Origin of the sequence: Rhizobium sp. WYCCWR10014 (genome assembly GCF_001657485.1) — a bacterium.
Taxonomy (GTDB): Bacteria; Pseudomonadota; Alphaproteobacteria; order Rhizobiales; family Rhizobiaceae; genus Rhizobium.
This window is the reverse complement of record NZ_LXFU01000051.1, coordinates 255678-276981: the sequence shown is the minus strand read 5'-3', so window position 1 is coordinate 276981 and position 21304 is coordinate 255678. Positions and strand designations below refer to the sequence as shown.

14 protein-coding genes are annotated in these 21304 nt (G+C 63.0%); 11 read left to right on the top strand and 3 right to left on the bottom strand.

Annotated features, from left to right (window positions below):
* Nucleotides 1-4 precede the first annotated feature (4 nt).
* Nucleotides 5-2584 carry a caspase family protein gene (locus tag A6U98_RS31305; RefSeq protein WP_064655006.1) on the top strand — a complete coding sequence of 860 codons (2580 nt, stop codon included), beginning with the start codon at nucleotides 5-7 and terminating at the stop codon, nucleotides 2582-2584.
* Between the two features lie 20 nt (nucleotides 2585-2604).
* Here A6U98_RS31305 and A6U98_RS36980 read toward each other — a convergent pair whose 3' ends face one another.
* On the bottom strand, nucleotides 2605-2955 hold the full coding sequence (locus A6U98_RS36980) for a hypothetical protein (RefSeq protein ID WP_156667909.1): 351 nt from the start codon (nucleotides 2953-2955) through the stop codon (nucleotides 2605-2607).
* On the opposite strand from A6U98_RS36980, the gene A6U98_RS31295 reads away from it, so the two are divergent.
* A complete protein-coding gene (locus A6U98_RS31295; RefSeq protein ID WP_064655004.1) occupies nucleotides 2947-4164 on the top strand; it encodes an isoprenylcysteine carboxylmethyltransferase family protein in 1218 nt (405 codons plus the stop codon). The two genes, A6U98_RS36980 and A6U98_RS31295, sit on opposite strands and share 9 nt — an antisense overlap.
* A gap of 77 nt (nucleotides 4165-4241) precedes the next feature.
* Here A6U98_RS31295 and A6U98_RS31290 read toward each other — a convergent pair whose 3' ends face one another.
* Nucleotides 4242-5852 (bottom strand): hypothetical protein, encoded by a 1611-nt coding sequence (locus tag A6U98_RS31290; RefSeq protein ID WP_064655002.1) that lies wholly within the window; start codon nucleotides 5850-5852, stop codon nucleotides 4242-4244.
* A gap of 151 nt (nucleotides 5853-6003) precedes the next feature.
* Between A6U98_RS31290 and A6U98_RS31285 the strand changes: the two genes are divergently transcribed.
* The 9 genes from A6U98_RS31285 (at nucleotide 6004) to A6U98_RS31240 (ending at nucleotide 20354) form a co-directional block, all read left to right on the top strand.
* The gene (locus A6U98_RS31285) at nucleotides 6004-6594 is read left to right on the top strand and encodes a hypothetical protein (RefSeq protein ID WP_018246184.1); all 591 of its coding nucleotides are present in this window, start codon (nucleotides 6004-6006) and stop codon (nucleotides 6592-6594) included.
* A 293-nt stretch (nucleotides 6595-6887) separates the two neighbouring features.
* Complete coding sequence (locus A6U98_RS31280; RefSeq protein WP_064655348.1) at nucleotides 6888-7265, top strand: hypothetical protein; 378 nt, start codon at nucleotides 6888-6890, stop codon at nucleotides 7263-7265.
* 209 nt (nucleotides 7266-7474) lie between these two features.
* The gene (locus A6U98_RS31275; RefSeq protein ID WP_064655001.1) at nucleotides 7475-9424 is read left to right on the top strand and encodes a DUF4384 domain-containing protein; all 1950 of its coding nucleotides are present in this window, start codon (nucleotides 7475-7477) and stop codon (nucleotides 9422-9424) included.
* 23 nt (nucleotides 9425-9447) lie between these two features.
* The gene (locus A6U98_RS31270) at nucleotides 9448-11064 is read left to right on the top strand and encodes a caspase family protein (RefSeq protein WP_064654999.1); all 1617 of its coding nucleotides are present in this window, start codon (nucleotides 9448-9450) and stop codon (nucleotides 11062-11064) included.
* Nucleotides 11061-13592 carry a trypsin-like serine protease gene (locus A6U98_RS31265; RefSeq protein WP_064654997.1) on the top strand — a complete coding sequence of 844 codons (2532 nt, stop codon included), beginning with the start codon at nucleotides 11061-11063 and terminating at the stop codon, nucleotides 13590-13592. Before A6U98_RS31270 ends, A6U98_RS31265 begins: the two co-directional genes overlap by 4 nt.
* Before the next feature lie 13 nt (nucleotides 13593-13605).
* Nucleotides 13606-14778, top strand: a complete 1173-nt coding sequence (locus A6U98_RS31260; RefSeq protein WP_064654995.1) for a serpin family protein — start codon at nucleotides 13606-13608, stop codon at nucleotides 14776-14778.
* Nucleotides 14779-14820: 42 nt separating this feature from the next.
* Nucleotides 14821-17226 carry a serine/threonine protein kinase gene (locus A6U98_RS31255; RefSeq protein WP_064654993.1) on the top strand — a complete coding sequence of 802 codons (2406 nt, stop codon included), beginning with the start codon at nucleotides 14821-14823 and terminating at the stop codon, nucleotides 17224-17226.
* A 266-nt stretch (nucleotides 17227-17492) separates the two neighbouring features.
* Nucleotides 17493-17804: a DUF982 domain-containing protein gene (locus tag A6U98_RS31250; RefSeq protein ID WP_064654991.1), complete on the top strand. Its 312-nt coding sequence runs from the start codon at nucleotides 17493-17495 to the stop codon at nucleotides 17802-17804.
* Nucleotides 17805-18425: 621 nt separating this feature from the next.
* Complete coding sequence (locus tag A6U98_RS31240; RefSeq protein WP_064654987.1) at nucleotides 18426-20354, top strand: adenylate/guanylate cyclase domain-containing protein; 1929 nt, start codon at nucleotides 18426-18428, stop codon at nucleotides 20352-20354.
* Nucleotides 20355-20426: 72 nt separating this feature from the next.
* On the opposite strand, the gene A6U98_RS31235 is transcribed toward A6U98_RS31240, so the two are convergent.
* Nucleotides 20427-21302 (bottom strand): FHA domain-containing protein, encoded by an 876-nt coding sequence (locus tag A6U98_RS31235; protein ID WP_064654985.1) that lies wholly within the window; start codon nucleotides 21300-21302, stop codon nucleotides 20427-20429.
* Nucleotides 21303-21304 lie beyond the last annotated feature (2 nt).

Genomic DNA, 21304 nt, shown 5'->3' with positions numbered 1-21304 from the left:
AGCCATGCCCAAGTTTCACTGCGTCAAGAGACTATACGCTTATCTGCTGATCATCGCAGCAGTGCTGCTATCGATCGGCACGGTACATGCAGCCATCACCGAGGAGAGCGGGCGCCGCGTCGCCCTCGTCATCGGCAACTCGGTCTACAAGACGCTGCCCTCGCTTCCCAATCCTGCCAATGATGTCGAAGAGGTCGCGACCACGTTGCGCGCGGCCGGTTTCGACGTGACGATCGGCGTTAATGTCGACCGTATCGGGCTCGAAGATACGGTGCGCCGCTTCCTGCGTTCGACCAGCAATGCTGAGGCCGGCCTCATCTACTATTCGGGCCACGGCATCCAGGTGGGCGGCCAGAATTTCATCGTGCCGGTCGATGCGACGCTGGAGACGCCCTATGACGTTGAGACGCAGACAATGCCACTCGACCTCATCCTGAACCATCTCAAGCAGAATTCGCGGGTGCAGCTGATCTTCCTCGACGCCTGCCGCAACAATCCCTTCAATGCCCAGAAATTCTGGATGGCGGAAAAACTGGAGCCGGTCGGCGCCACACGCGGGCTCGCGCGCATCGACAGCGATCTCGGCAGCTTGATCGCCTTTTCGACAGAACCCGGCCAGGTGGCGCTCGATGGCACCGGGGCGCTCAGCCCCTATTCCGAATCCTTCATCAAGCGGGCGAGCGAGCCCAACAAGGAAATCCGCCAGGTCCTGACTGATGTGCGCCGCGACGTGATGGCCATGACCGGCGGCAAGCAGGTCCCCTGGGAAAACTCCTCGCTGATGGACAGCTTCTATTTCATTCCGGCGCCGCCGCCGCCGAGCGTCGAACCGATGCAGCAGGTGAGCGTGCCGGAGGGTGCGGCCACGACCAAATTGCCGATCGCCCCGCCGCATGACGAGACCGGCTCGGCGCTGCTCGTCACCCTCAACCAGCTTCCCAAGATCGGCAAACTCAGCTTCGACGGCAAGCCGGTCGAGCAGGGCGCGAAGATGCCAGCGGCGGCACTGACGGCGCTGACCTATGATTCATCAGGCGTTGCCGCCGGAACCGTCGGCCTGATCGGCTATACCGTCAGCGACCCTTACGGTCAGGCGACGCAGGGCGTCGTCGCGATCACCGTCTCGGCGGATGCCGGCGCCAAGATCGCCCAGCTCGAACAGGAAAAGCAGGTGCGGCTGGCCGATGCCGAAGCCTATCTGAAGACGCTACCGCGCGACGTGGACACAACGATTGGCGTCGGCCCTGTTGAAGCCAGCCTGCCAGTCGTGCCGGCATCGACCGCGGAGATGACCTTTAAGGTCGCGGCCCTGCCCGACAAGGGCACGCTGCGCACCGGAGACCGCGTGATCGGGCTCGGTCACGTGCTCGAAGCCGCCGATATTCCCGCTCTTTCCTATGAGCCGCAGATCGGCACCGAAAACCAGTCTTTCGCCCTGACGCTACAGGCCGCCAACGACGACTTGCCGCCGGCGACCGTCACTTTCAAGCCGACGCTCGACGCCTGCGATAGCGCAGCCGCAGCTCCGCTCGATCTGCAGGGCGTGACAGCAGGCAAGCTGCCAAACGAGATCGTCGCCGATGATGCGCTGCCCGCTTGCATGGACGCGGTGAAGGCCTATCCCGGGGTGGCGCGCTTCATCTATCAGCTCGGCCGTGCCCAGCTTGCCAACCGCGATACCAAAACGGCGTTCGCCACGATCAAGAAGGCAACGGATGCCGGGCATGTCCGGGCGATCCAGGAACTATCAAGGCTTTATGAGTTCGGCGCCTCCGTCCCGCGCGATGCGGCCAAGGCTAGCCAGATCGCCAAGGATGGTGCGGCCAAGGGCGATCCCTTCGCCCTGCACAGCTACGGCAAGGCCCTCTATCACGGTCGCGGCACCAAGGCCGATCAGCAGCTCGGGTTGCGCCTGATGCTGCAGGCCGCCGATCTCGGCCATACCTATGCGATGAACGAACTCGGCTATATCTTCCTGAACGGCGTCAACGTTCCGGCCGATCCGGAGCGCGGTATCCGCTTCTACGAAGCCGGCGTCCAGCGCAACGACATCTATTCGCTGAACAATCTTGCGCTCGTCTACCGTTTCGGAAAGGGCGCACCGGAGGATCTCCCGAAAGCCCTCGATCTTTTCACGCGGGCGGCGGAGGGCGGACAGCCCCATGCTCCGACAAATCTCGGACGCATGTACCGCGACGGTATCGGCGTTGCCGCGGACAAAGCGGAAGCGGTGAAGTGGCTGGAGATGGGCGCCGAACGCGGCGACTATTGGGGTGCCCTCGACCGCGCGATGCTCGCGAAGGAAGAGGGTGCGGACGCTGACAGTCTTGCAATCGCGGCACGTTACTTCGCACTGGCGACTGCCATCAACATGCCGGGCAGCGGCGATCCGAAGAACCAGGCGCTGGCGGAACTCAAGAGGATGCCTAGCGCTGCGAAGAAGAATGCGGAGGCCGCCTTTGCCGCGGAGCTCACCGCTCAGGAAAAAAAGTCAATTCCGAAGACCAAGTCGCTCGATGACAGGCTCGTCAAGCTCGCCAAAGCGACATGGGTCAAGCGAAATCCTAGGTACGATCTCTTCTAAAACGGCGGTCCGGGGGCGCCCTACATGAACAGCAAGCTAATCATCCGTATGCTATTGTGCTCGACATTCATCGCAGGCTCAGGCGCAATCCTGCAAAGCTGCATCTTCGATCCTGGCGCCAGGACGCTGTTTGCCAGCGAAGAGCCGGCGGCCAGGAGCGCCACGCCGACCAGGAAAACCACTCCCACCGTTAAAAAGGTGGCCGCGCAACCCGCTTTCGCCCGCTCAGAGAACAGTTCCAGTGGGAATTCCGGCGGCGGTGGCTCTGGCGGCGGCATGGGCGGTGGTTCTAGCTCTAGCGGGTCGTCGAGTTCCGGCAACTCTTCGAGCGGCGGTCCTTCCTGGTAAAGGCAGGGTCTTTCATGATCCAAGCTGCGACGTTCATCGGAGCAGCAACCGGCATCGCACTCTCCACATATCTCCGGCTCGAGTCCGGCATGGCGATGACCCTTGCTGTGTTCTGCCTTCTCCTGGCGTGGATCGCCGTCGACGGCACATCCGCTGCTCGTTCGACCTGGATATCGCGAAAGAGACGAGACGAGGCTCCGGCCATCTTCTGGCGTCGCATCGGAGCGAAGCTTGTGGGCCTCGCTGCGCTCCTTGGCGTGGTCGTCATCGCCTGTTCGGTCTTTCCGTTTTTCATGCAGTCGTCGGCGGTCCGATGGATCGTTGAGGCTAGCCACACCACCATTCCGCTTTCCATCGCACTTGCCGGCGCCACCATTCTCTACGTCGCGGTCACCGATCTGGTCGCGGAGGAGCCCGACGATTATCTCAACCAGGTCGGGCGCGCGGTGTTGATGCAGGATTTTCGCGAGGAGGACGTGCTGTTCGCATTGCGCCTGCTCGCGATCAAGTGCTTCTTTCTCGTCCTGATGTTCTCGGGCGGCATGGCGGCTCTTTCCAATCTTGCCGAGAGGCCGGCTTGGGCGTTCCCGCCGCTCTCGGCGGCCTGGTTCGAAGGCCTGTTGCAGCTTGCCTTTCTTCTCGACGTCGTGCTTGCCGCCGGCGGCTATGTCGCGACTTTCAAGCTTTTCGGTTGGCATGTCAGGGCGACGGAGACGACCGCACTCGGCTGGCTCGTCTGCCTCATCTGTTACGAGCCGTTCTTCCCTGCGATCTCCCATGCCTTCGTGCCCTATGGCGAGGGGCCGGGCTGGGAGACCGTGATCCAGGAAGGGTCGGCCGTCTTCATCCTCTGGAGCGTCGCGACGCTGTTCTGCACCTTAATCTATGTCTGGGCGACCGTCGCTTTCGGGCCGCGATTTTCAAATCTCACCCATCGCGGCATCATCACATCGGGCCCCTATCGCTTCATGAAGCATCCGGCCTATATCTCGAAGAACATCGCCTGGTGGCTGGTTGCAATCCCAGGTTTCCTCGCCAGCGGCCTTGCGGAAGGGCTTGCCCGGGCCGGTATGCTGGCGATCGTCAGTCTTATCTACGTCATGCGTGCGCGAGCGGAGGAACGAATGCTGAGCCGGGATCCCGTCTATCGGGACTATGCCGACAGCGTTGCAGCTCACGGACTTCTGGCGATGGCAAAACGGCGGCTGACACCCACAGCGCCGCGCGTCTGAAAAGACGCGCAAAGGAGGCTGTAACACTTTGAATTGCTGCAATTATATGGCGGACCGGCGGCGTGAGGTCCGGCCGTTCAGCCGTCGAGCCCCTTGAAGCGCACCGGCTGGTAGCCGCGCATCAAGAGGCTGCCGAGCGAATAGGTATTGCGGCAGACGCGGCCCTTGCAGGCATTCGGCGAGGCCTCCATCACCTCCACCTTCTTGTCGGCCGTAAAGCGCATGAACAACAGGACATGCGAGCCCGGCTTGTTCAGCGCGTCGCCCGGCCGCATCGACCAGGGGTCGGAGAGGCGCTTGGTGATCCCGGGGATAGCGCGCGTCGAAACGTGCATCTTCAGGCCCCAGGCGTCGCTGACGAAACCGGAGCAGTCGACGCCGAGGATATTGGATTGCGGCGCGCTCTTGGTGCAGACATTGCCGGCGGTCTGGCCCTTTTCCACGCCACCGACGAAATTTTCGAGCGGCGTCTTGCAGCCCCAGCAGTAGGGAACACCCTTGACCGTCTGGCCGCGCTTGCCGATTAGGTAGATCGGGCGGCGCAACCGGTTCATGTTGACGCAGCCCGGGCCGGGATCCCTGCCATAGGCGGTTGATGTCACCAGCCAATTCAGCGTCTCGAAGCCGATTGCCCGCTCGATGACGTCGCTGCGCGATTTCGGCACGATCGCCACCTTCGGCGTCTTGCCGGGCTTGCCGGCAGTCGGCTGCTTGGCCGGGCGGGCGACGGCAAGTTTGCGGCCGGGCTCCCGGCCGTCGAGCCGCAGCACCTGGGCCCGGCTTTCCTGCGAGCGCAGGTAAAGCACGTCGCCGCGCGGGCCGATCGCCACGAAACGCCTGGAAAATACCGTGCCGGGTTCGATCGGCAGGTCGTAGACCCGGTCCATCGCGCCGTTCGGCGTGAAGCGCACTACCAGCATGCCGGTGCGCTCGGGCCGGTCGGCGGGAACGAGCTCGACCAGCGCATAGGGCCTGCCTGTCGTGTCGATGTCGAGAAGTTCGACGGTGCCGATCCGCCCTTCCGAGGCGAGCTGCAGCGAAAGGAAATTCTCCTCCGAGCTGCTGCGCCGCAGCAGGATTTCCGCCTTGTCGTTTGCGGCAGCCGAGACCTCGGCAACGATATCGCCGAGCCCGCGGCTTGGTACGTATTGAATGACCGGCGGGCGGGCCTCGGGCCGGCTGGTGCTGCGCCCGATCTCTTCGATGATGCTGTTCAGCGGGCCCGGCGATACCGAGCCCATGGAGGCGAAGACCGAGCGGGTATAGTCGTCGGCATCACCGCCGCCGTCGACGGCACGCAGCGTCTGCGACCGGCCATCGGCATCGGTGGAGCGCTCGAGCGGCACGACGCCGTCGGACCAAAGGTAGAGTTCGTTGTGAACGACGGCGAGATCCTCCGGCGTGGCATTTTCCGGCAGCGGCAGGATTTCAGGCTCGGCCTGCGAGCGTTCGGCGTCGACGGCGAGCACCCGGCCGTTGTTCTGGTCGAGGATGTAGATGGTGCCGTCGTCGCCAACGGTGATCGCCGCCGGCCCGGATGCCTCCGCTTCCTCGTTGGATGAGATGATGCCGACCGAACGCGCGCCGTCGCCGCCGCGAAGCTCGATGATCGTCGTATCTTTGGCGAAAACCGGCGAGGCGACCGCAAGTGCCGCGGCAAACAAAATATGCGACTCAAAACCACGCATTGCCTCGACCCCCGAAAGACCGTCACGTCTTTCAAAAATGGTAGGCTAGATATGACTTCTCAGCAAGCCGTTGCTTTCCAAACGATTTGGAGATCTGCGCCGGCGATAGTACAAGAGCATCGGTTCGAAGATTTGTCGGCAGGAAATGCTTATGCTGGAATGGAACGGTGACGAACTGGCGCTCGACATAAGCTTGCTGGAGCAGGTTCGCGCGGCGAGAATAGGTTTCTCAGACCGCGTCTGCGCCGCCTCGGCCAGCAAGGACGACAAGCATCTGGCGCAACTGCGCTCGGAGCCGACCTATCTGATGGCCGAGTTTCTCTATTCGATGAAGGTCTTCGGCATCAGCACCGCCGAGGATATCGAACGCTTCGCCGATCTGCACAATGATTACGTGGTTTCGCTCACCCGCGATCCGGCTAAGCTGCAGCGCCTGGGGCTTTCGCAGGATCGGGCGCTCGCCTCGATGTTCACCGCCGACACCAAGCCGCGGCTGATCCAGAACTGGGCAGAAAAATCAGGCGCGATCGACCAGTCCAATCTCGCCCGTTTCCTTGTTGCGGTGATGTCGAGCGAGACCTGCCGCAAGACATTGATCGATTTCGAGACGGCGGGCTTCATGCAGCGCAAGCGCTCGCCCTACGGCACCATGGTCGTCTGGTCGACCGGGATGATCGAGGAGATCTTCGGCGAGATGTTGCGCGACCTGCGCCTTAGCCTGCAGCAATTGAAGATCCTGTAATGCATGTCGGCGGGAACTGTGCAGCGAGGGTCGACGACATGCATGAAACAATGAGCGAAAGCGCCGCTGCCAGCCGATTTCAACCCTCCCAATCGATTGGCACCGAGCGCCGTTGCCTTCCTTCCGGCCTCTCCCTATTCTCGGGGCGCGCTTATGCATGTCGCCGGAAGGGTGCAGCGGTTCCGGGGCAACGACATGCATAAAAACAAAGAGCGAAAGCACGTCGCATGAATCAAGTTTAATGCGACGTGCTTTTGTCGCGCAGTGGCGCCAATAAGACGGATGTGACGACGATGACGAAATCCTGGCTCATGACCTTGTCGATCAGCCTTCTGCTGGCGCTGCAGATACCTGAGCTCGCGCATTCCGGCCCGACAGAGGACGCGCTCGCGGCGCGAAACCCCTCGCTTGCGGCGCTGCGCCAGCATGACGAAAAGGCCTTTGCCGCGGCGACCGCGATCATCGCCGAACACGAACGCGCCAAGGGGTTGACGCCCGGCGAGGACAAGCTGCCCGATGCGACCTCGCCCGGCCGCGACATGGGCTCGGGCCCCGGCAAGGAATTCACGATCGACAATCCGGATATTCTCTGGCTCTACAATTCCTCGCCCGAGGGAATGAGCGACCTGATCTCGATTTTGAAATCAGCCGGGCAGAAACCCAAGAACTAACCGCCTCCTCGCAGTCGAACGGACTATAACAGGTTCCGGTTATTCCAGAGCGCGAGTCTTGCTCACGTCTTTGCCTTGGCGGATTCTTCCAGGCTCCAAATAAATTGTAACCCTCCCTCAAGCAAGACAGGCGAAACCATCCCAATTTCGCCAGTCAGTGCTATTCTCATCTTCAACACAGTGTGAGATGTTCGAAGAGGAGGTTTCCAATGCCGAACCGCAAAGCCATCCTGGCAGCAGCCACTTTTCTTTCGTTCTTTTCGGTGGTTCCCGCCGTCGAGGCGCAGAACGAACGGACATTGACTGAGGCGCCGGCGCAGACCGGGCCTGTCAGCATCACCTTCGATCGCGCTGAAGCCAAATACGCCATTGGCGAAGTTGTCGGCCTCTTCATCCAATCGACCGAGAATGCCTATGTCACGGTGCTGAACGTCTCGCCGAACGGCGCGGTCGTGAAGCTTTTCCCGAACAAGTATCAGACCGACGCCCTTGTCGGCGCCGGCAAGCGCGTGCAGGTGCCGGATCCGGCAAGCGGCGCCAAGCTGCAGGTTTCCGGCCCGGTCGGCCAGGAGCAGATCAAGGTCTTCTATTCCTCCAAGCCGCTCAACATCTTCGCCGATCTCGGCGGCAGCGGCGGTGGCATGTTCCGCTCGATCGACGGCGGCATGGATGCCGTTTCCCGTAGCCTAGAGGAAGCCCGCAGCCTCGGCACCAAGATCAGCAGCAAGACGCTGATGCTGACGACGGTCGATAGTCCGGCCGCCATCCCGCCCGTCGCAGCCGCCCCCGCAGCAAAACCCGCGCCGGTCGAGCAGGCCGCAAAGCCGCCCGTTGCGCCGAAACCCGCGGCGGCTCCGAAGCCGGTAACGAAACAGGAAGTCGCCAAGAAGCCGGAAACGGTGGTGGAAAAACCGAAGCCGGCTGCTCCGAAAAAGGTTGCGCCGAAGCCTGTCGAGCAGGCAACCCAGCAGCCGCCGAAGAAATACAAGATCGTCACCAACCTGGCGCCCGGCCAGGAGCTTGCCGCCGACGAACTGGAACTGATCGGTCCGGCCGACACCACCTCATCCACCCGGCCGACCCAATATAAGCAGCCCACGCAGTACAAGCAGCCGAGCCAGTCTTCGCAGACGAAGATGCCGAAAATGCCGATGCCGCAGATCAAGATGCCGCAATTCAAGCTTCCCGGCGGCTTCAGCATCAAGATGCCGCAGCTAAACCTCGGCCGTTCGGCCGAACCTGATCAAGCCGGCGAGGAGATCGAGGTTGCAAACGCCGATACGCCCGTTTGCACCACCCTTCTCGACAAGCTGAACACCGCCGTTGCCGCCAAGGATATCGGTGCTGCCGCGGCTGAAGCCGATGCGATCGCCGTCAGTGCCGATTGCGGCCAGTTCCAGGTGAATGCCCAGCGCCGCGTCGCGGCCCTCAGGCTTTCCGCCGCCCAGGAGATGATGGCCGACAACAAGCCGGTCGCCGATTACGAGCCGCTGCTTGTCGCCGCCGACAGTCCGCAGGTGCTCTGGCAGGCCTCCGCCACGCTCGGCGAGATCTATTTCTCCGCACGCCGCTTCGCCGATGCTGCCGCCGATTACCAGCAGGCGATCGAGATCATCAAGAACGAGACCCGCACGCCGAAGGCGCCGCCCGCCGAGACGATTTCCGACCTCATCCAGCGCGCCGCCCAGGCTCGCATCCTTGCCGCCAACCCGACGAGCGACAATCCTGAAGGCAGCTTCGTGCCGGCCGAAAAGGATCACCGCAGCGGCGTGCTCGGCGGCATCTATTCCGAGAATGTGCGCGGCATCGTGCCGGTCTCCATTCCGGTTCCGATCACCTTCGATTTCAACAAGTCGAGCTTCACCTCGATCGGCACCGAAGCCGCCCAGGAATTGCTGGAGGCGCTTAAGGAACAGAAGCCCGGCCGCATCATCCTCGTTGGCCATACCGACCGGCGCGGCGGTGACGACTATAATCAGAAGCTGTCCGAACGCCGCGCCCAGGCCGTCGCCGACTTCCTGAAGAGCAACGGCCTCGACGCGACAATCGACGCCGAAGGCCGCGGAGCATCCGAACCGGTGGACGTCACCGCAACCGCAAACCTCACCGAAGACGATGTCGATGCGCTGAACCGCCGTGTCGAATGGCGCCGCGAATAGGCCGGGCGAGGAGGAATCTGGCCATGACCGCATTCGTTTCCATGGCCGCAGCACTTGCCCTCCTCACCATGGCGGCCACCGAGAGCCTGGCAAGGGTGATCGAGGCGCCGGAGCGTGGTGCGGTCAGGGCCGTGCTGATCGGCATCGACCTCTACCGCAATGTTCCACCGCTGCACGGCGCCGTCGCCGACGCCGACGACCTATCGCTTTCGCTGCGCTCGGTCGGCGTCGAGGACATGACGCTCCTGAAGAATGGCGCTGCCGACCGCGAGGGCATTTTCCATGCGATCGAGGCCGTGACGGAACGGGCAGGGCCTGGCGACCTCGTCGTGCTCGGCATCGCCGGTCATGGGTCGAGCGAGCCGGAACGCGTCAAGGGCTCGAAACCGAGCGGCCGCGACGAGGTCTATATCCTCGCAGGCTTCGACACCCGGCTGCCCGGATCGCGCGAGCGCATCTTCGGCGACGAATTCAAGACGCTGATCCGCAAGCTCGAGGCCAAGGGTGCCGATGTGGTCTTCATCGCCGATACCTGCCATGCCGGCGGCATGACCCGCGACGTCGATCCGCGCGGCGCCGAGATCACCTTTCGTCAGGCGCCTTCCTATACGATCGAGGAAGATGATCTCGCGCCGATTTCGACCACGGCGGATGCGCTGTCCACCGGCTTCGATTTCAAGCGGCTGACTTTCCTCGCCGCCGTCGACGAGAACACCAAGTCGCCCGAGATATCAATTCCCGGCATTCCGCAGAAACGAGGCGCGCTGAGCTATGCCACCGCCCGCGCCTTCGAAGGGGCCGCGGACCGCAACGCCGACGGCGCCGTCAGCCGCCGCGAACTGTTCGAATATGTGCGCCAGGCGGTCTACCAGTTCACCAACCAGCGGCAGAACATCTTTACCGAAAGCCCGCCCGGAACCGATCTCGATCGCGCGGTCGTCTACAATTACGAAGGGGCGGGGGGGCAGGCGGCGACGGAGAAATCAAACGCTCCGCTGCCCGCCGAGCCCGCGCCGATCAGCGTTGCCGCCCTCGGCTCGGAGCCGGTGCTGCAGGGGATCGATCCCGCAGTCACACCGTTCAAGCTGACGGAGGGTGCTGATGCCGAATTGGTCTTTGATCCGGAAAAACATGAGGCGATTGCCGGCGGCGATGTCGTCGCCTCCGGCGTCGGTGCCGGCGACATGCCTTTCGTCGTCGACCGGATGGCGGCGCTCGATGCGCTGAAGCGGCTCTCCGAGACAAACCCGCAGACCGTACGCGTGACGCCTTCCGACACCGTCCATCGCGAAGGTGAGCGCGTCGGCGTCACGGTGTCCGATATATCAGGCCGCAAGCTCGTGCTCTTCGACGTCACCGGCGATGGAACCGTGCAGTTCCTCTATCCGAACGAGAAGGAGGCCGGTGCTGAGATGTCTCAGACCTTCGATCTCGACCTTTCGGTCGTCGCACCTTTCGGCACGGACCTGCTCGTCGCCGTCACTTCTGAAACCCCGATGCCCGAACTTATTGAATTCCTGAAGCAGAACGACAGGCGCCGCACCGCCGGCAATATCGCCAAGCGCCTCAGCGAATTCCTGCCCGAGGGCGCACGCGTCGGATTTACGGTCCTCTATACCTCCGCCGGAGCCAAGCTATGAGCACGTCGATCAGCAAGGTCCTCAATATTGCGTCCGTCATGCTGCTGCTCGCCTCTCCGGCTCTTGCGCAGCAGGACACCGATTTCGCCGGTGAGGATGGTGGGCGTGTCATCGGCGGCCAGGCCGCCAAGAAGGGCGAATGGCCCTGGCAGGTAAAGATCCTGGCGCCCGACCCCGAACAACGCGGCCGTTTCGGCGGTCATTGCGGCGGCTCGCTGATCGCGCCCCGCTGGATATTGACCGCCGCCCATTGCGTCACCAGCGGCCGCTCCGGCAAGCAGGATCTCTTCGCCCGAGACTTGCTGATCGTCGAGGGCAAGTCGAAGATCGACAAGGTTATCGCGGTCGACGGGCCCGACAAGCCGGGCCTTGCCGTGGAAGACGTGATCATCCATGAGGATTTCGACCGCAAGGTCTTCGCCAACGACATCGCCCTCATCAAGCTTGCCGAGCCCGCCAAATCAAAGCCGGCGATCCTCGCCTCGGCCTCCGATGACGAGGTGGAGGCCGCGGGCCACCCGGCCGTCGTCACCGGCTGGGGTTACACCAAGGCCGATCATGGCTGGGACGACAAATACCTGCCGACCGAGCTGCAGGAAGTGGAACTGCCGATCGTTCCGCGCGAGGACTGCCGCGCCGCCTATCGCGACAGTTCGATGCGCATGAACCCGATCGACGAGCGCAATGTCTGCGCCGGTTATGCCGAAGGCGGCAAGGACGCCTGCCAGGGCGACAGCGGCGGACCGCTGGTCGCCCAGCGTCCCGACAAGCGCTGGATCCAGCTCGGCGTCGTCAGCTGGGGCGCCGGCTGCGCCGAGGCCGAACATTACGGCGTCTATACCCGGGTTGCCGCCTTCCGCGACTGGATCGCCGCAAAGACCGACGGCGACGTGCCCAATGTTGAAGGACCTGCCGCCGGCGATCAGGTCGCGTCCACTACGGCCAGTGGCGGGACGAAGCAGAGGAAGTCCGGACAGGAAGAGGCCAATCTCGCCATCACCACCCCGCCCGCCGGCGATACAGCGCCTGCCGGCACGACCGAAACGCCTGCTGCCGACACGCCCGCCGGCGATACCTCGCCGGCTGACCAGCCTGCCGCCGACGAACCCGCCGTGCAGCCGCCGGTCGTCCAGACGCCGGTGATCGAAAGCTCGCCCGGCGACCGCGCGCTGTTGATCGGCATCGACGATTACGAGATGCGCGAGGCGAAACTGACCGGCTCCGCCAGCGATGTGAAGACGATGCAGGTCTTCCTCGCCAAGACGCTCGCCTACCGCCCGGAACAGATCCACACGCTGACCAACCGCAAGGCGACCCGCGAGGCGATCCTTGCCGAGATCGACGACTGGCTGGTGCGCCAGTCGACGCCGGGAAGTCGCGTCTTCCTCTATTTCAGCGGCCAGGGCTCGGAAGAAATGGGTGCGGAGGCGACAACCAGCCCGACGCTGGTTGCAGCCGATGCCAAGCTGGTGCGCGAGGGCGGCACGGTAACCGTCACCAACCAGATCCGCGAAACCGAGATCGCCGCCCGGCTGAACAGCCTCAAGGACCGCCGCGTCACGCTGCTGATCGATGCCTGCCATGTCGGGCCCGGCAGCCGCAGCGCGGTGGCCGCACCCTCCGGCACCGTGCGTTGCCTCGGCCCGGCGCTGGCAGCGCTCGAACCCCCGAACAAATCAGGCAAGGAAGCCAAATTCTCCTTCGGCGGCGAAAACGCCATGGTCTGGTCGGCCGTCAATTCAGGGCAGTGGGCCCTCGTCGACCGCGAGGCCAAGCCGGCGCTCGGCGTCTTTACCCGCCGCTTCATCGAAGGGGTGCAGGATGGCGTGGCGCGCGCATCCGACAAGCCGAATGTCAGCAATGCCGCGCTTCTCGACTATGTCCGGCGCAAATCGGACGAATATTGCCGCACACATGCGGGAGACTGCCGCTTCACGCCAGTCCCGCAATTTTATGGCCAGCCGGATGCGCTCGGCCGGGATGTGATCACCGGCGAGGAGGCGAAGACGGCGGTCGCCGCCGTCGAGAACACGCTGAAGAGCGACAATGAGGCCGGAGTCGCCGTCGACGTGCTGCCCGGCACCGCGGTCAGCATCGGTGACAAGGTGGCGATGCGTGTCTCCACCAAAAAGTCCGGTTACCTGATCCTGGTCGATATCGACGCCTCCGGCAAGCTGACGCAGCTTTACCCGAACAAGCGCTCCATGGGCCTGAAACCGACAGCCAAAAGCGGCGACAACCGGCTCGATCCGGCCCGGCCGGTCGTCGTGCCGGATGCCCGCAATCCCTATACCGGCTTCGAATATGTGGTGGAAGGGCCGGCTGGCGTCGGCATGGTCGTTGCCATCCTCAGCGACAAACCGATCGAGGTGCTCGACCTGCCCGATGTGCCGACGCCGCTCGTCGGCCAGCGCGCCGCCTTCAACTATGTCTACGATCTCGCCCGCAGCCTCAGGATCGTCGGCGACGACGAGAACGGCGCCCAAGGCAAATGGTCGTTCGATTCCAAATTCTATCGCATCCGCTGAACAGGAGCGAACCATGCCGAAATCCACTCTGCTGGCGGGTCTTGCCGCTTCCCTGATGGCGCTTGCCCCGGCTCATGCCGGCGACAGCAAGGCGATGCTTGCAGCACAAGCCGGACTTGCCGCCGAACTGATCGACCGGACGCTGGCAAAGGAGGGTGCCGCCAATATCATGGTATCGCCGGCAAGCCTTGCCGCAGCACTCGGCCTTGCCGCCCTCGGCGCCTCCGACGAGGGCAAGGCATCGATCGCCAAGAGCCTCGGCTTCGGCGGCGAGGTGAAGGGACCGGAAACGGCGCTTGACGCCATGACCCCCGAGAAGCCGGCAGCGGCGGATGCGCCGTTGACGACGGCGGTCGCGATCGTCTTCGACGATAAGCTGGTGCTCGTCCCCGATGCGCTCTCCATGCTCGCCGGCCACCGGATCAAGCCGTCGATCGAGGATCTCGACGGACCGAAATCGGTCGAGCACATCAACGGCTGGGTCAAGGACGCCACGAGGGGCGCCATTCCGGTCATCCTGGATGCACCACCCGGCGGCGGCTTCGTCAGCCTCGGCGCGCTCACCTTCAAGGCGCGCTGGAAGACCTCCTTTGACAAGGAAAGCCCGGCAAGCCCCTTTCAGCGGCCTGATGGATCGACGATTTCGGTGCCGATGATGCATCTTGCCGGCGAGGGCCAGAAATTCCGCTTCGACGAGAAATTCACCGCCGTCGACCTTGCCTATGCCGGCGAGAGCTACAGTATGGTCGTGGTGACGGCGCGCTCCGGCAAGGGTGTGGGCGGCGCGGACCTGAAGGCTCTCACTTCCTGGCTGCAAGGGGAAAAATTCGAAGCCGCCAAGGGCGAAATCTTCCTGCCCCGCTTTTCCCTGAACGACGGGCGTGATTTGATGCCGGTACTCAATGCGATGGGAGTGGCGCCCGAGAAGGCCCAGGATGCGGGTTTCCCGGGTTTCACCAAGGAAAACATCAGTCTGGCACGCGTCCTTCAGAAGACGATGATCAAGGTTGACGAAAACGGCACGGAGGCAGCGGCAGCCACGGCTGTCATCACGGAACGCAGCATCGATCCGAAGCTTGTTCGTGTCGTGGCCGATGCCCGTTTCGCCTTCGCGCTTCGCGACACAAGGACCGGCCTGCTGCTGGCCGCGGGTCTGATCGGCGATCCGCTTCTGGCGGGCGAATAGAATTCGGTTTCATGAATGCAATGAATGCAGGGGGACAAGTGCATGAGAAGTGATCTGATCGCCCGCTACACGATCGGCGAGCCGGTCTATGAGAATGAGTTCATCGTCTATCCGGCCCAGGACAAGCGGATGGACCATGCGGTCTTCATCGTCGCGCCCGATATGGCGCTGAAGCTGGACAAGGCTCGTTTCGAGCGGGTCTGGACCTCCATCAACGAGGCCAAATCGCTGACGGCGCGGCGCTTCGTCGAAATCGAGGACCTCATCCCGCCGTCGCCGGAAGACGACAATTTCTACATTGTCGAGAAGCGGCCGTCGAAAACGCTGCATCAATATCTCGACGAAACGGAGATGGTGGCTTACGAGCGCGCCGCCGAGATCGGCCGCCACATCCTCGAGGGGCTGGCAACGCTGCACGGCGCCGGTTACGCCCACAATGCGCTGACGGACCAGTGCATCTACGTGTCGGAGGACTATTCCGGCCTGTCGGTCCGGATCGGCAACCTGCATCTGATCTCGAAGATCGGCGAGCACATCATCCCGCCCTATGTGCCGGAATTCGGCGCGCCGGAGATCTATGCCAGCGGCACCTTCTCCGCATCCGCGGCACTCGATATCTACGCCATGGGCATGATCGCCTACAAGCTGTTCCTGCCGCGGCAGACCTATGCCAGCGTCTTCGACAGCGTCATGGTCTGGGAAGACGAGCATCAACGCGAGCAGAGCTGGAAGAACATCCATCTCGACCCTTCCAATATCTTTCCCCGCCTCGATGTGCTGATCCCCGGCTTTCCCGAAGGTCTTGCAAGCCTTGTGGAACGGATGCTGAGCCGCGATCCGAGCGCGCGACCGCGCACGGGCGCCGATGCGCTGGGCGAATTCGCGCGCGTGACGACAGGCATCCAGCCGATGTCATGGGATCCGCGCGGCGGCATGCCGCAGCAGCAGGACACCCCGAAGCCGAAGAAATGGACGCCTGTCAAAATCTCCATGATCGCAGCACTGCTGCTGATCTGCATCGGCGTCGGCGTCTTCACCATCCCGAAGCTGCTGGCCCCGGATCCGAAACTCGTAGCCGATGTCGGCACCTGGAAGAAGGAGGCCGAAAGCAGAAAGCAGAAGGCGATTGCCGCCAAGGCGCCGGAGCGCCCGGCCAGTGACCAGGCGAAACTCTCGTATGACACGGGTGCTGCGGCGCTGACATCGGCCGATGCACTGCTCAAGGACGAAGACTATGAAAAGGCCCTTCCTGGCTTCCAGACGGCAGCCATCAATCTCGGCAATGCGTTGATCGGCATCTCGAAGGAGAATGCCGAAAAGGCGAAGGCTGCCGCTTCGGCCGCCGGCGGCGACAAGGCGCCAGTTTTTGCCGAGGCCGACGCCAAGATGAAGACTGCTGCCGATGCCGCCACCGCAAAGCAGATGCATGCTGCGGTCGGCGCCTACGACGAGTCGAAAACGACGTTTGACGATCTCGCCAAGGCGCTGACCGCGCTAACGGCGGCCGAAAAGGACGCCTCGGCAAAACGCGAAACCGTCAATCGCATCGGCGCCGGCGATAGTCCCGATGTCGCCAAGGCGAGCGGCCTGATGACCGAGGCCAAGGCCAAGGCCGAGCAATGGCAGATGCCGGCCGCGACGTCGGGCTATGGCGACGCCGCCAAACTGTTCGACGCCGTCATTGCCGATGTCATGGCGGCAAAGGACGAGGCGACGGCGCTGAAGCAGAAAGTCACCGATCTCAGCGCCTCGATCGCGACACGCGCCGGTGCTGCCGATCCGACGCTTGCCGCACTCGCCCCGAAGATCGGCGAGGCTGACGGCCGCTACACCGCGGAAGCCTATAAGCTCGCTATCGTCGCCTACCAGCCGATCCTGGCCGATCTCGAGGCGCTTTCGGCACGCGGCTTCTGCCCGGTTTCACAGACGCTTGCCTTCGAGACCGTGCCGGCGGGAAGTTATTCGCTGGAGAATGTCCGGCTGATGACCTCGTCGATGAAAGAGCTAGGCGGCATGCTCGGCGTTGCGAATGGCGCGGTGAAGATCGACAAGCCCTTCTGCATGCAGACGAAGGCCATCACCCGTGCCGAGATGGCGGAATATTACACTGCCAATTCCGATCCCGCCGCAGCCCAGGCCTATGCCGACAATCCGCAGCAGCCGGCCGACGACGTGCCGCTTGCCGTGGCGCAGAACTATACGGCCTGGCTGTCGAAGCAGCTGAACGCGCCCGTCCACCTGCCGTCGGCGACGGAATGGATGGCAAGCGCGGCGAAGATTACGCCGGAAAAACTGCCCGATAACGGCGATATCATCCTGCAATGGAGCGCCACCCCCTGCGAAGCCGGCGGCAATGTCGCCTTCATGGCGCAGGAAGGCTCGACCTTCGTCGTCTGTTCCGACGCCTCAACCGGCGGCATCTTCCGCGTCACCGCCGAATTGCGGTGAGCGCGGCGAAATGTGGAACCGGAAGCGTGCGCCGCTGTCACGGGGGCGAGGTAATCCGCTGCGAACCCGCAACGCGTCCATCAGTGCAACACTTGTCGACGACGGCAGGGCGCCCGACATAAGTTTCCAGAGCGCCCTTTCTTCTTCATCCGGCAGCTCGCTCTCAAGGGGTACGCTTCAACATTTTTCAATTCCAAATTACAAAATACGCGCGTATATTGAAGGTGGGGACTGTAGTACCCGTGCCTTGAGGGGTCGAGGGGACAATGTGCTGGAATACATCATCAGCATTCACGCCGGTTGGATTTGCTTTGCGAGGCCCGGCATCTCGCAAGATCGTATGGACGCTGGGCGACGCGGCGCGTCTCCTGATCAACGACTGGCCTTGCGATGACGGCGAGGAATATGTGGCTGCCGTGAAAGCCTGCGTCGACGCATTGAGCGGCAAGATCGCTCCAGAACAATTCCGGGAAGCGCTTCTACGTGCGGCCGATGAGGCGGGTATCGCCGCTCTATCGCTCGTCCGGCAGGAAGTTGGAGAGCGACAGCCGGACCTGCCGTCAAGCGCGCAAAGATAGTCGGAATTTCGGGGGCTACTCGCCTTTCGACGTCACGTTTGCGCCAGCAGCCGCGGACATCAGTCGCAAAGCTCAAGAAGCACAAAATGCAAAATGGCTCGAGCAGGTGCTGCCGGAATGTCCTACAAACCTGTTCCGATGTACCTCATCTATGCGGCCGAACCGTCGGCCGACAGCGATGTCGCGGATAGTAATAGATTTCCGATGGACCGGTTTGGCTGACCACGCTCGGTCGGGGACGACGGCGGATACACCGCGGAAGCCGAAAGCGGCGAATGATCTTCCGCTGCTATGCAGGAGCCTCCGCCTCAGGCGACGGACCATCCACCGTCCACCAGCAAGCTCGATCCCGTCACCAACGTCACCTTGCCCCTGAAGTCCGGCGTATTCTTCTGCATCACGGTCCCTCCCTCGATGAAGCTCATTTATGGCACCGTCGGCGCGCGGATGTCAGATGTTCTGCGAGTGCCGAGGAGTGTCCCCTTTGACGCGTGACGTCTGTTTCGGTTCTGGGGCGGATGTTACCACAAGCAGACATGCCGTTTTAGCGGTGTGCTAGTTGCAGCGCGTCGATGGGTGTAGACTGCCGACACGATTGCATGTTCATGCAAGGCAACGATGATGGGCACCCCCACGCTTGACCGGAAGCTGCTCGCAATCCTAGCGGCGGATATGGTCGGCTACTCCAAGGCGATGGAGGCCGATGAGGCCGGCACCATCAAGCGACTGAAGGCCATCCGCGCCGAACTGATCAATCCCGCCATCTCCCTGCGCCATGGCACCGTTATCAAGCTGATGGGCGACGGCGCGCTCGTCTCCTTCGACAGCGTGGTTGATGCGGTTGCCTGCGCCGCGGAGTTTCAGAATGTCGTGGCGGCGCGCAACGCCGACCTACCGGAGCCTGAGCGCATCGTATTTCGCGTCGGGATCAATCTGGGCGATGTGGCCTTGGTGGATGGCGATGTCTATGGGGATGGGGTGAACGTCGCCGCGCGGCTGGAGCATTTGGCCGAGCCGGGCGGCGTGGTGGTGTCGGGCACGGCATACGATCATCTCCAGGGCAAACTCGACTGGCCGCTCGATTTCGCCGGCGAGCAGCAGGTCAAGAACATCAGCCGCCCAGTGCGGATGTATCGACTGAGACTTGACGGCAAACGGGCGCGTCGGCCGCTTCTCGGAAGGATGCCGCGCTGGGCCAAGACGGCTGCAGCGGCGATCGTGGCGCTGGCTCTGGCGGGCGGCGGGGTTTGGTGGTTCTTGCAGCCGGAACCTTTGAGCGGCAAGCCGTCGGTGGCGGTGCTGCCCTTCGACAATTATGGCGGCGACGAGGCTAGCGGGCGTCTGGCCGATGGCCTAACTGAGGACATCATTACCGACCTCGCGCGGTTTCCCGAATTCGAGGTGGTGGCCCGAAATTCGACGGACGTTTATAAAGGCAAGCCGGTGGATGCCCGTCAGGTCGCAAGCGCGCTCCATGTCGGCTTTGTACTGCAAGGCTCGATCCAGCGGCAGAGTGGCCGGGTACGGATCACAGCACAGTTGATCGATGCGAAAACCGGCCACCATCTTTGGTCGGAGAATTGGGACCGGCCTGCAGAGGACGTGTTCGCCGTTCAGACCGAAATCGCAGAACAGGTGGCCAACCGCCTCGGCGGCGGAGTGGGACTGATTCAAGAGGCCGGGCGGGCTGCAGCCAAACGCAAACGGCCTGAAAACCTGAATGCTTATGATTACTATCTTCTCGGGTCCGAGAAGATCGAAAAGCTCACCAAAGCCGATGACGAGGAGGCCATCACGTTTCTCAACCGCGCCGTCGAGCTCGACCCAGGGCTAGCCCGGGCCTGGGTAGAACTTTACCATGCTCATGATCTGATGGGCGTGTTTGGCGTCGACCCCGAGAGCAACCGCAAGGCGGCCGCCGATGTGGCCGAACGCGCGGTGCGGCTTGATCCAAGCGACGCTGAAGCCCATGCGGTGTTTGGTATGAGCCTTGCCAATAAGGGCGATATGGGCCGCGGCAAGTCCGAATTCGACACGGCCCTTCGCCTGGCTCCGGGCTCGTCCGAAATCCTGACCTTTTACAGCGGGTATGCAGCACGCTTCGGTGAACCAGAACGCGGTGCTCAAATGGTCGACAAGGTCATGCGGCTCGATCCGAGTTATCCGATGTGGGCGTCCAACTTCTTCGCACCTGCCTATTTTATGGCGGGGCGGTATGAGGACGCGGTGAAGATGCTGGAGCGCATGACGCCCAACAACTACCAAAGGTGGACCTGGGTAGTCCGTAGCAGCTCGCTTGCGGCACTGGGTCGAACCGATGAGGCGCATGCTTCAGCTATGGAAACTCTCAAGCAGCACCCGGATCTAACTGTCGAGAGCATGATCAATGAACCCGGCCTAAGCATAATCGAGCGCAATCGGTTCATAGAGACAATGCCGCTCGCTGGCTTCCCGGCATGCGCCAAGCCCGAGGCGCTGGCGAACCTCGCCAAACCTGTGCGACTGCCGGAATGCGAGGCGGGGAAGGCCAAGCCCCTCGGGCAGCCATAGAGCAGCCCTGTGCAATGCGCGCGCCGCTGATTACCCCGACACCGGCGTGCATTGCTTGCTACAGGCCTCCGATCAACGCCGCGCCGGCGGCTTTGTGGCGGCGCGGCGCTGCAGCGCGAAGCGCGCGGCTGAGCAGTTGACGTCGGGAACGAGATCGTAGGTTTGCTGATAGAGGGTCTGCGCCAGCGTGTTATTGCCGCGGTTTTCCGAGGCAAGGGCTGCGAGCGCCGTGCGTTTGTAGGCCTCGACGATCGGCTCGGCGGCCTTTGCCAGCGCGGCGTCATCAGATGGTTCGGCTGCCAGCGAGAGGGCGGCATAGGTTGCGTCGCCATCCCTGCCGACGCGGCCGCCGACGGCGCCGTTGAAGCTTTGCTCGGAAACCTGGCGCATGCGCCGGGCATTCTTGATGCATGTCGGAATGCGGGCGGCTTCCGCACTGATGCGCTCAGCCGTCGGGCCACTCTCCGCGCTGCCGCTGTCAGACAGGATCACGTAGCCGATGATACCGACGATGGCGAGATAGACGACACCCATGCCGGCCAGGAAGGCCGGCTGCTTGAGGAGCGACTTTTTCGGCTTGTCGTCGCTCGTCTTGGAGGCCTCCTTCTTCGGCGCTTCCTTGGCGGCGGCCTTGACGACGAACTGGAATTCGACGTCCTTGCCGAGGCGGAAGCTGTCGCCGGCTTTCAGCGAGGCAGTCTGCAACAGCGCTTCGCCGCGCAGCATGATCGGGTTCAGCCCCATGCGGCGGATGATGAAGCCGCCGTCGCTCTGCCGCTCGATGCGCGCATGGATCGGCGCCAGGAAAGGATCGTCGACGACGATATCGGCATTGGAAGCCCGCCCAATCGACATTTCCGGCCGGTCGAGCACATGGCTGCGGCTCTGGCCGCCGGGACCGGTCTGCAGAAGGCTAGGCTTGTTTCCGCGAAAGAAGGAAAAGACCATGA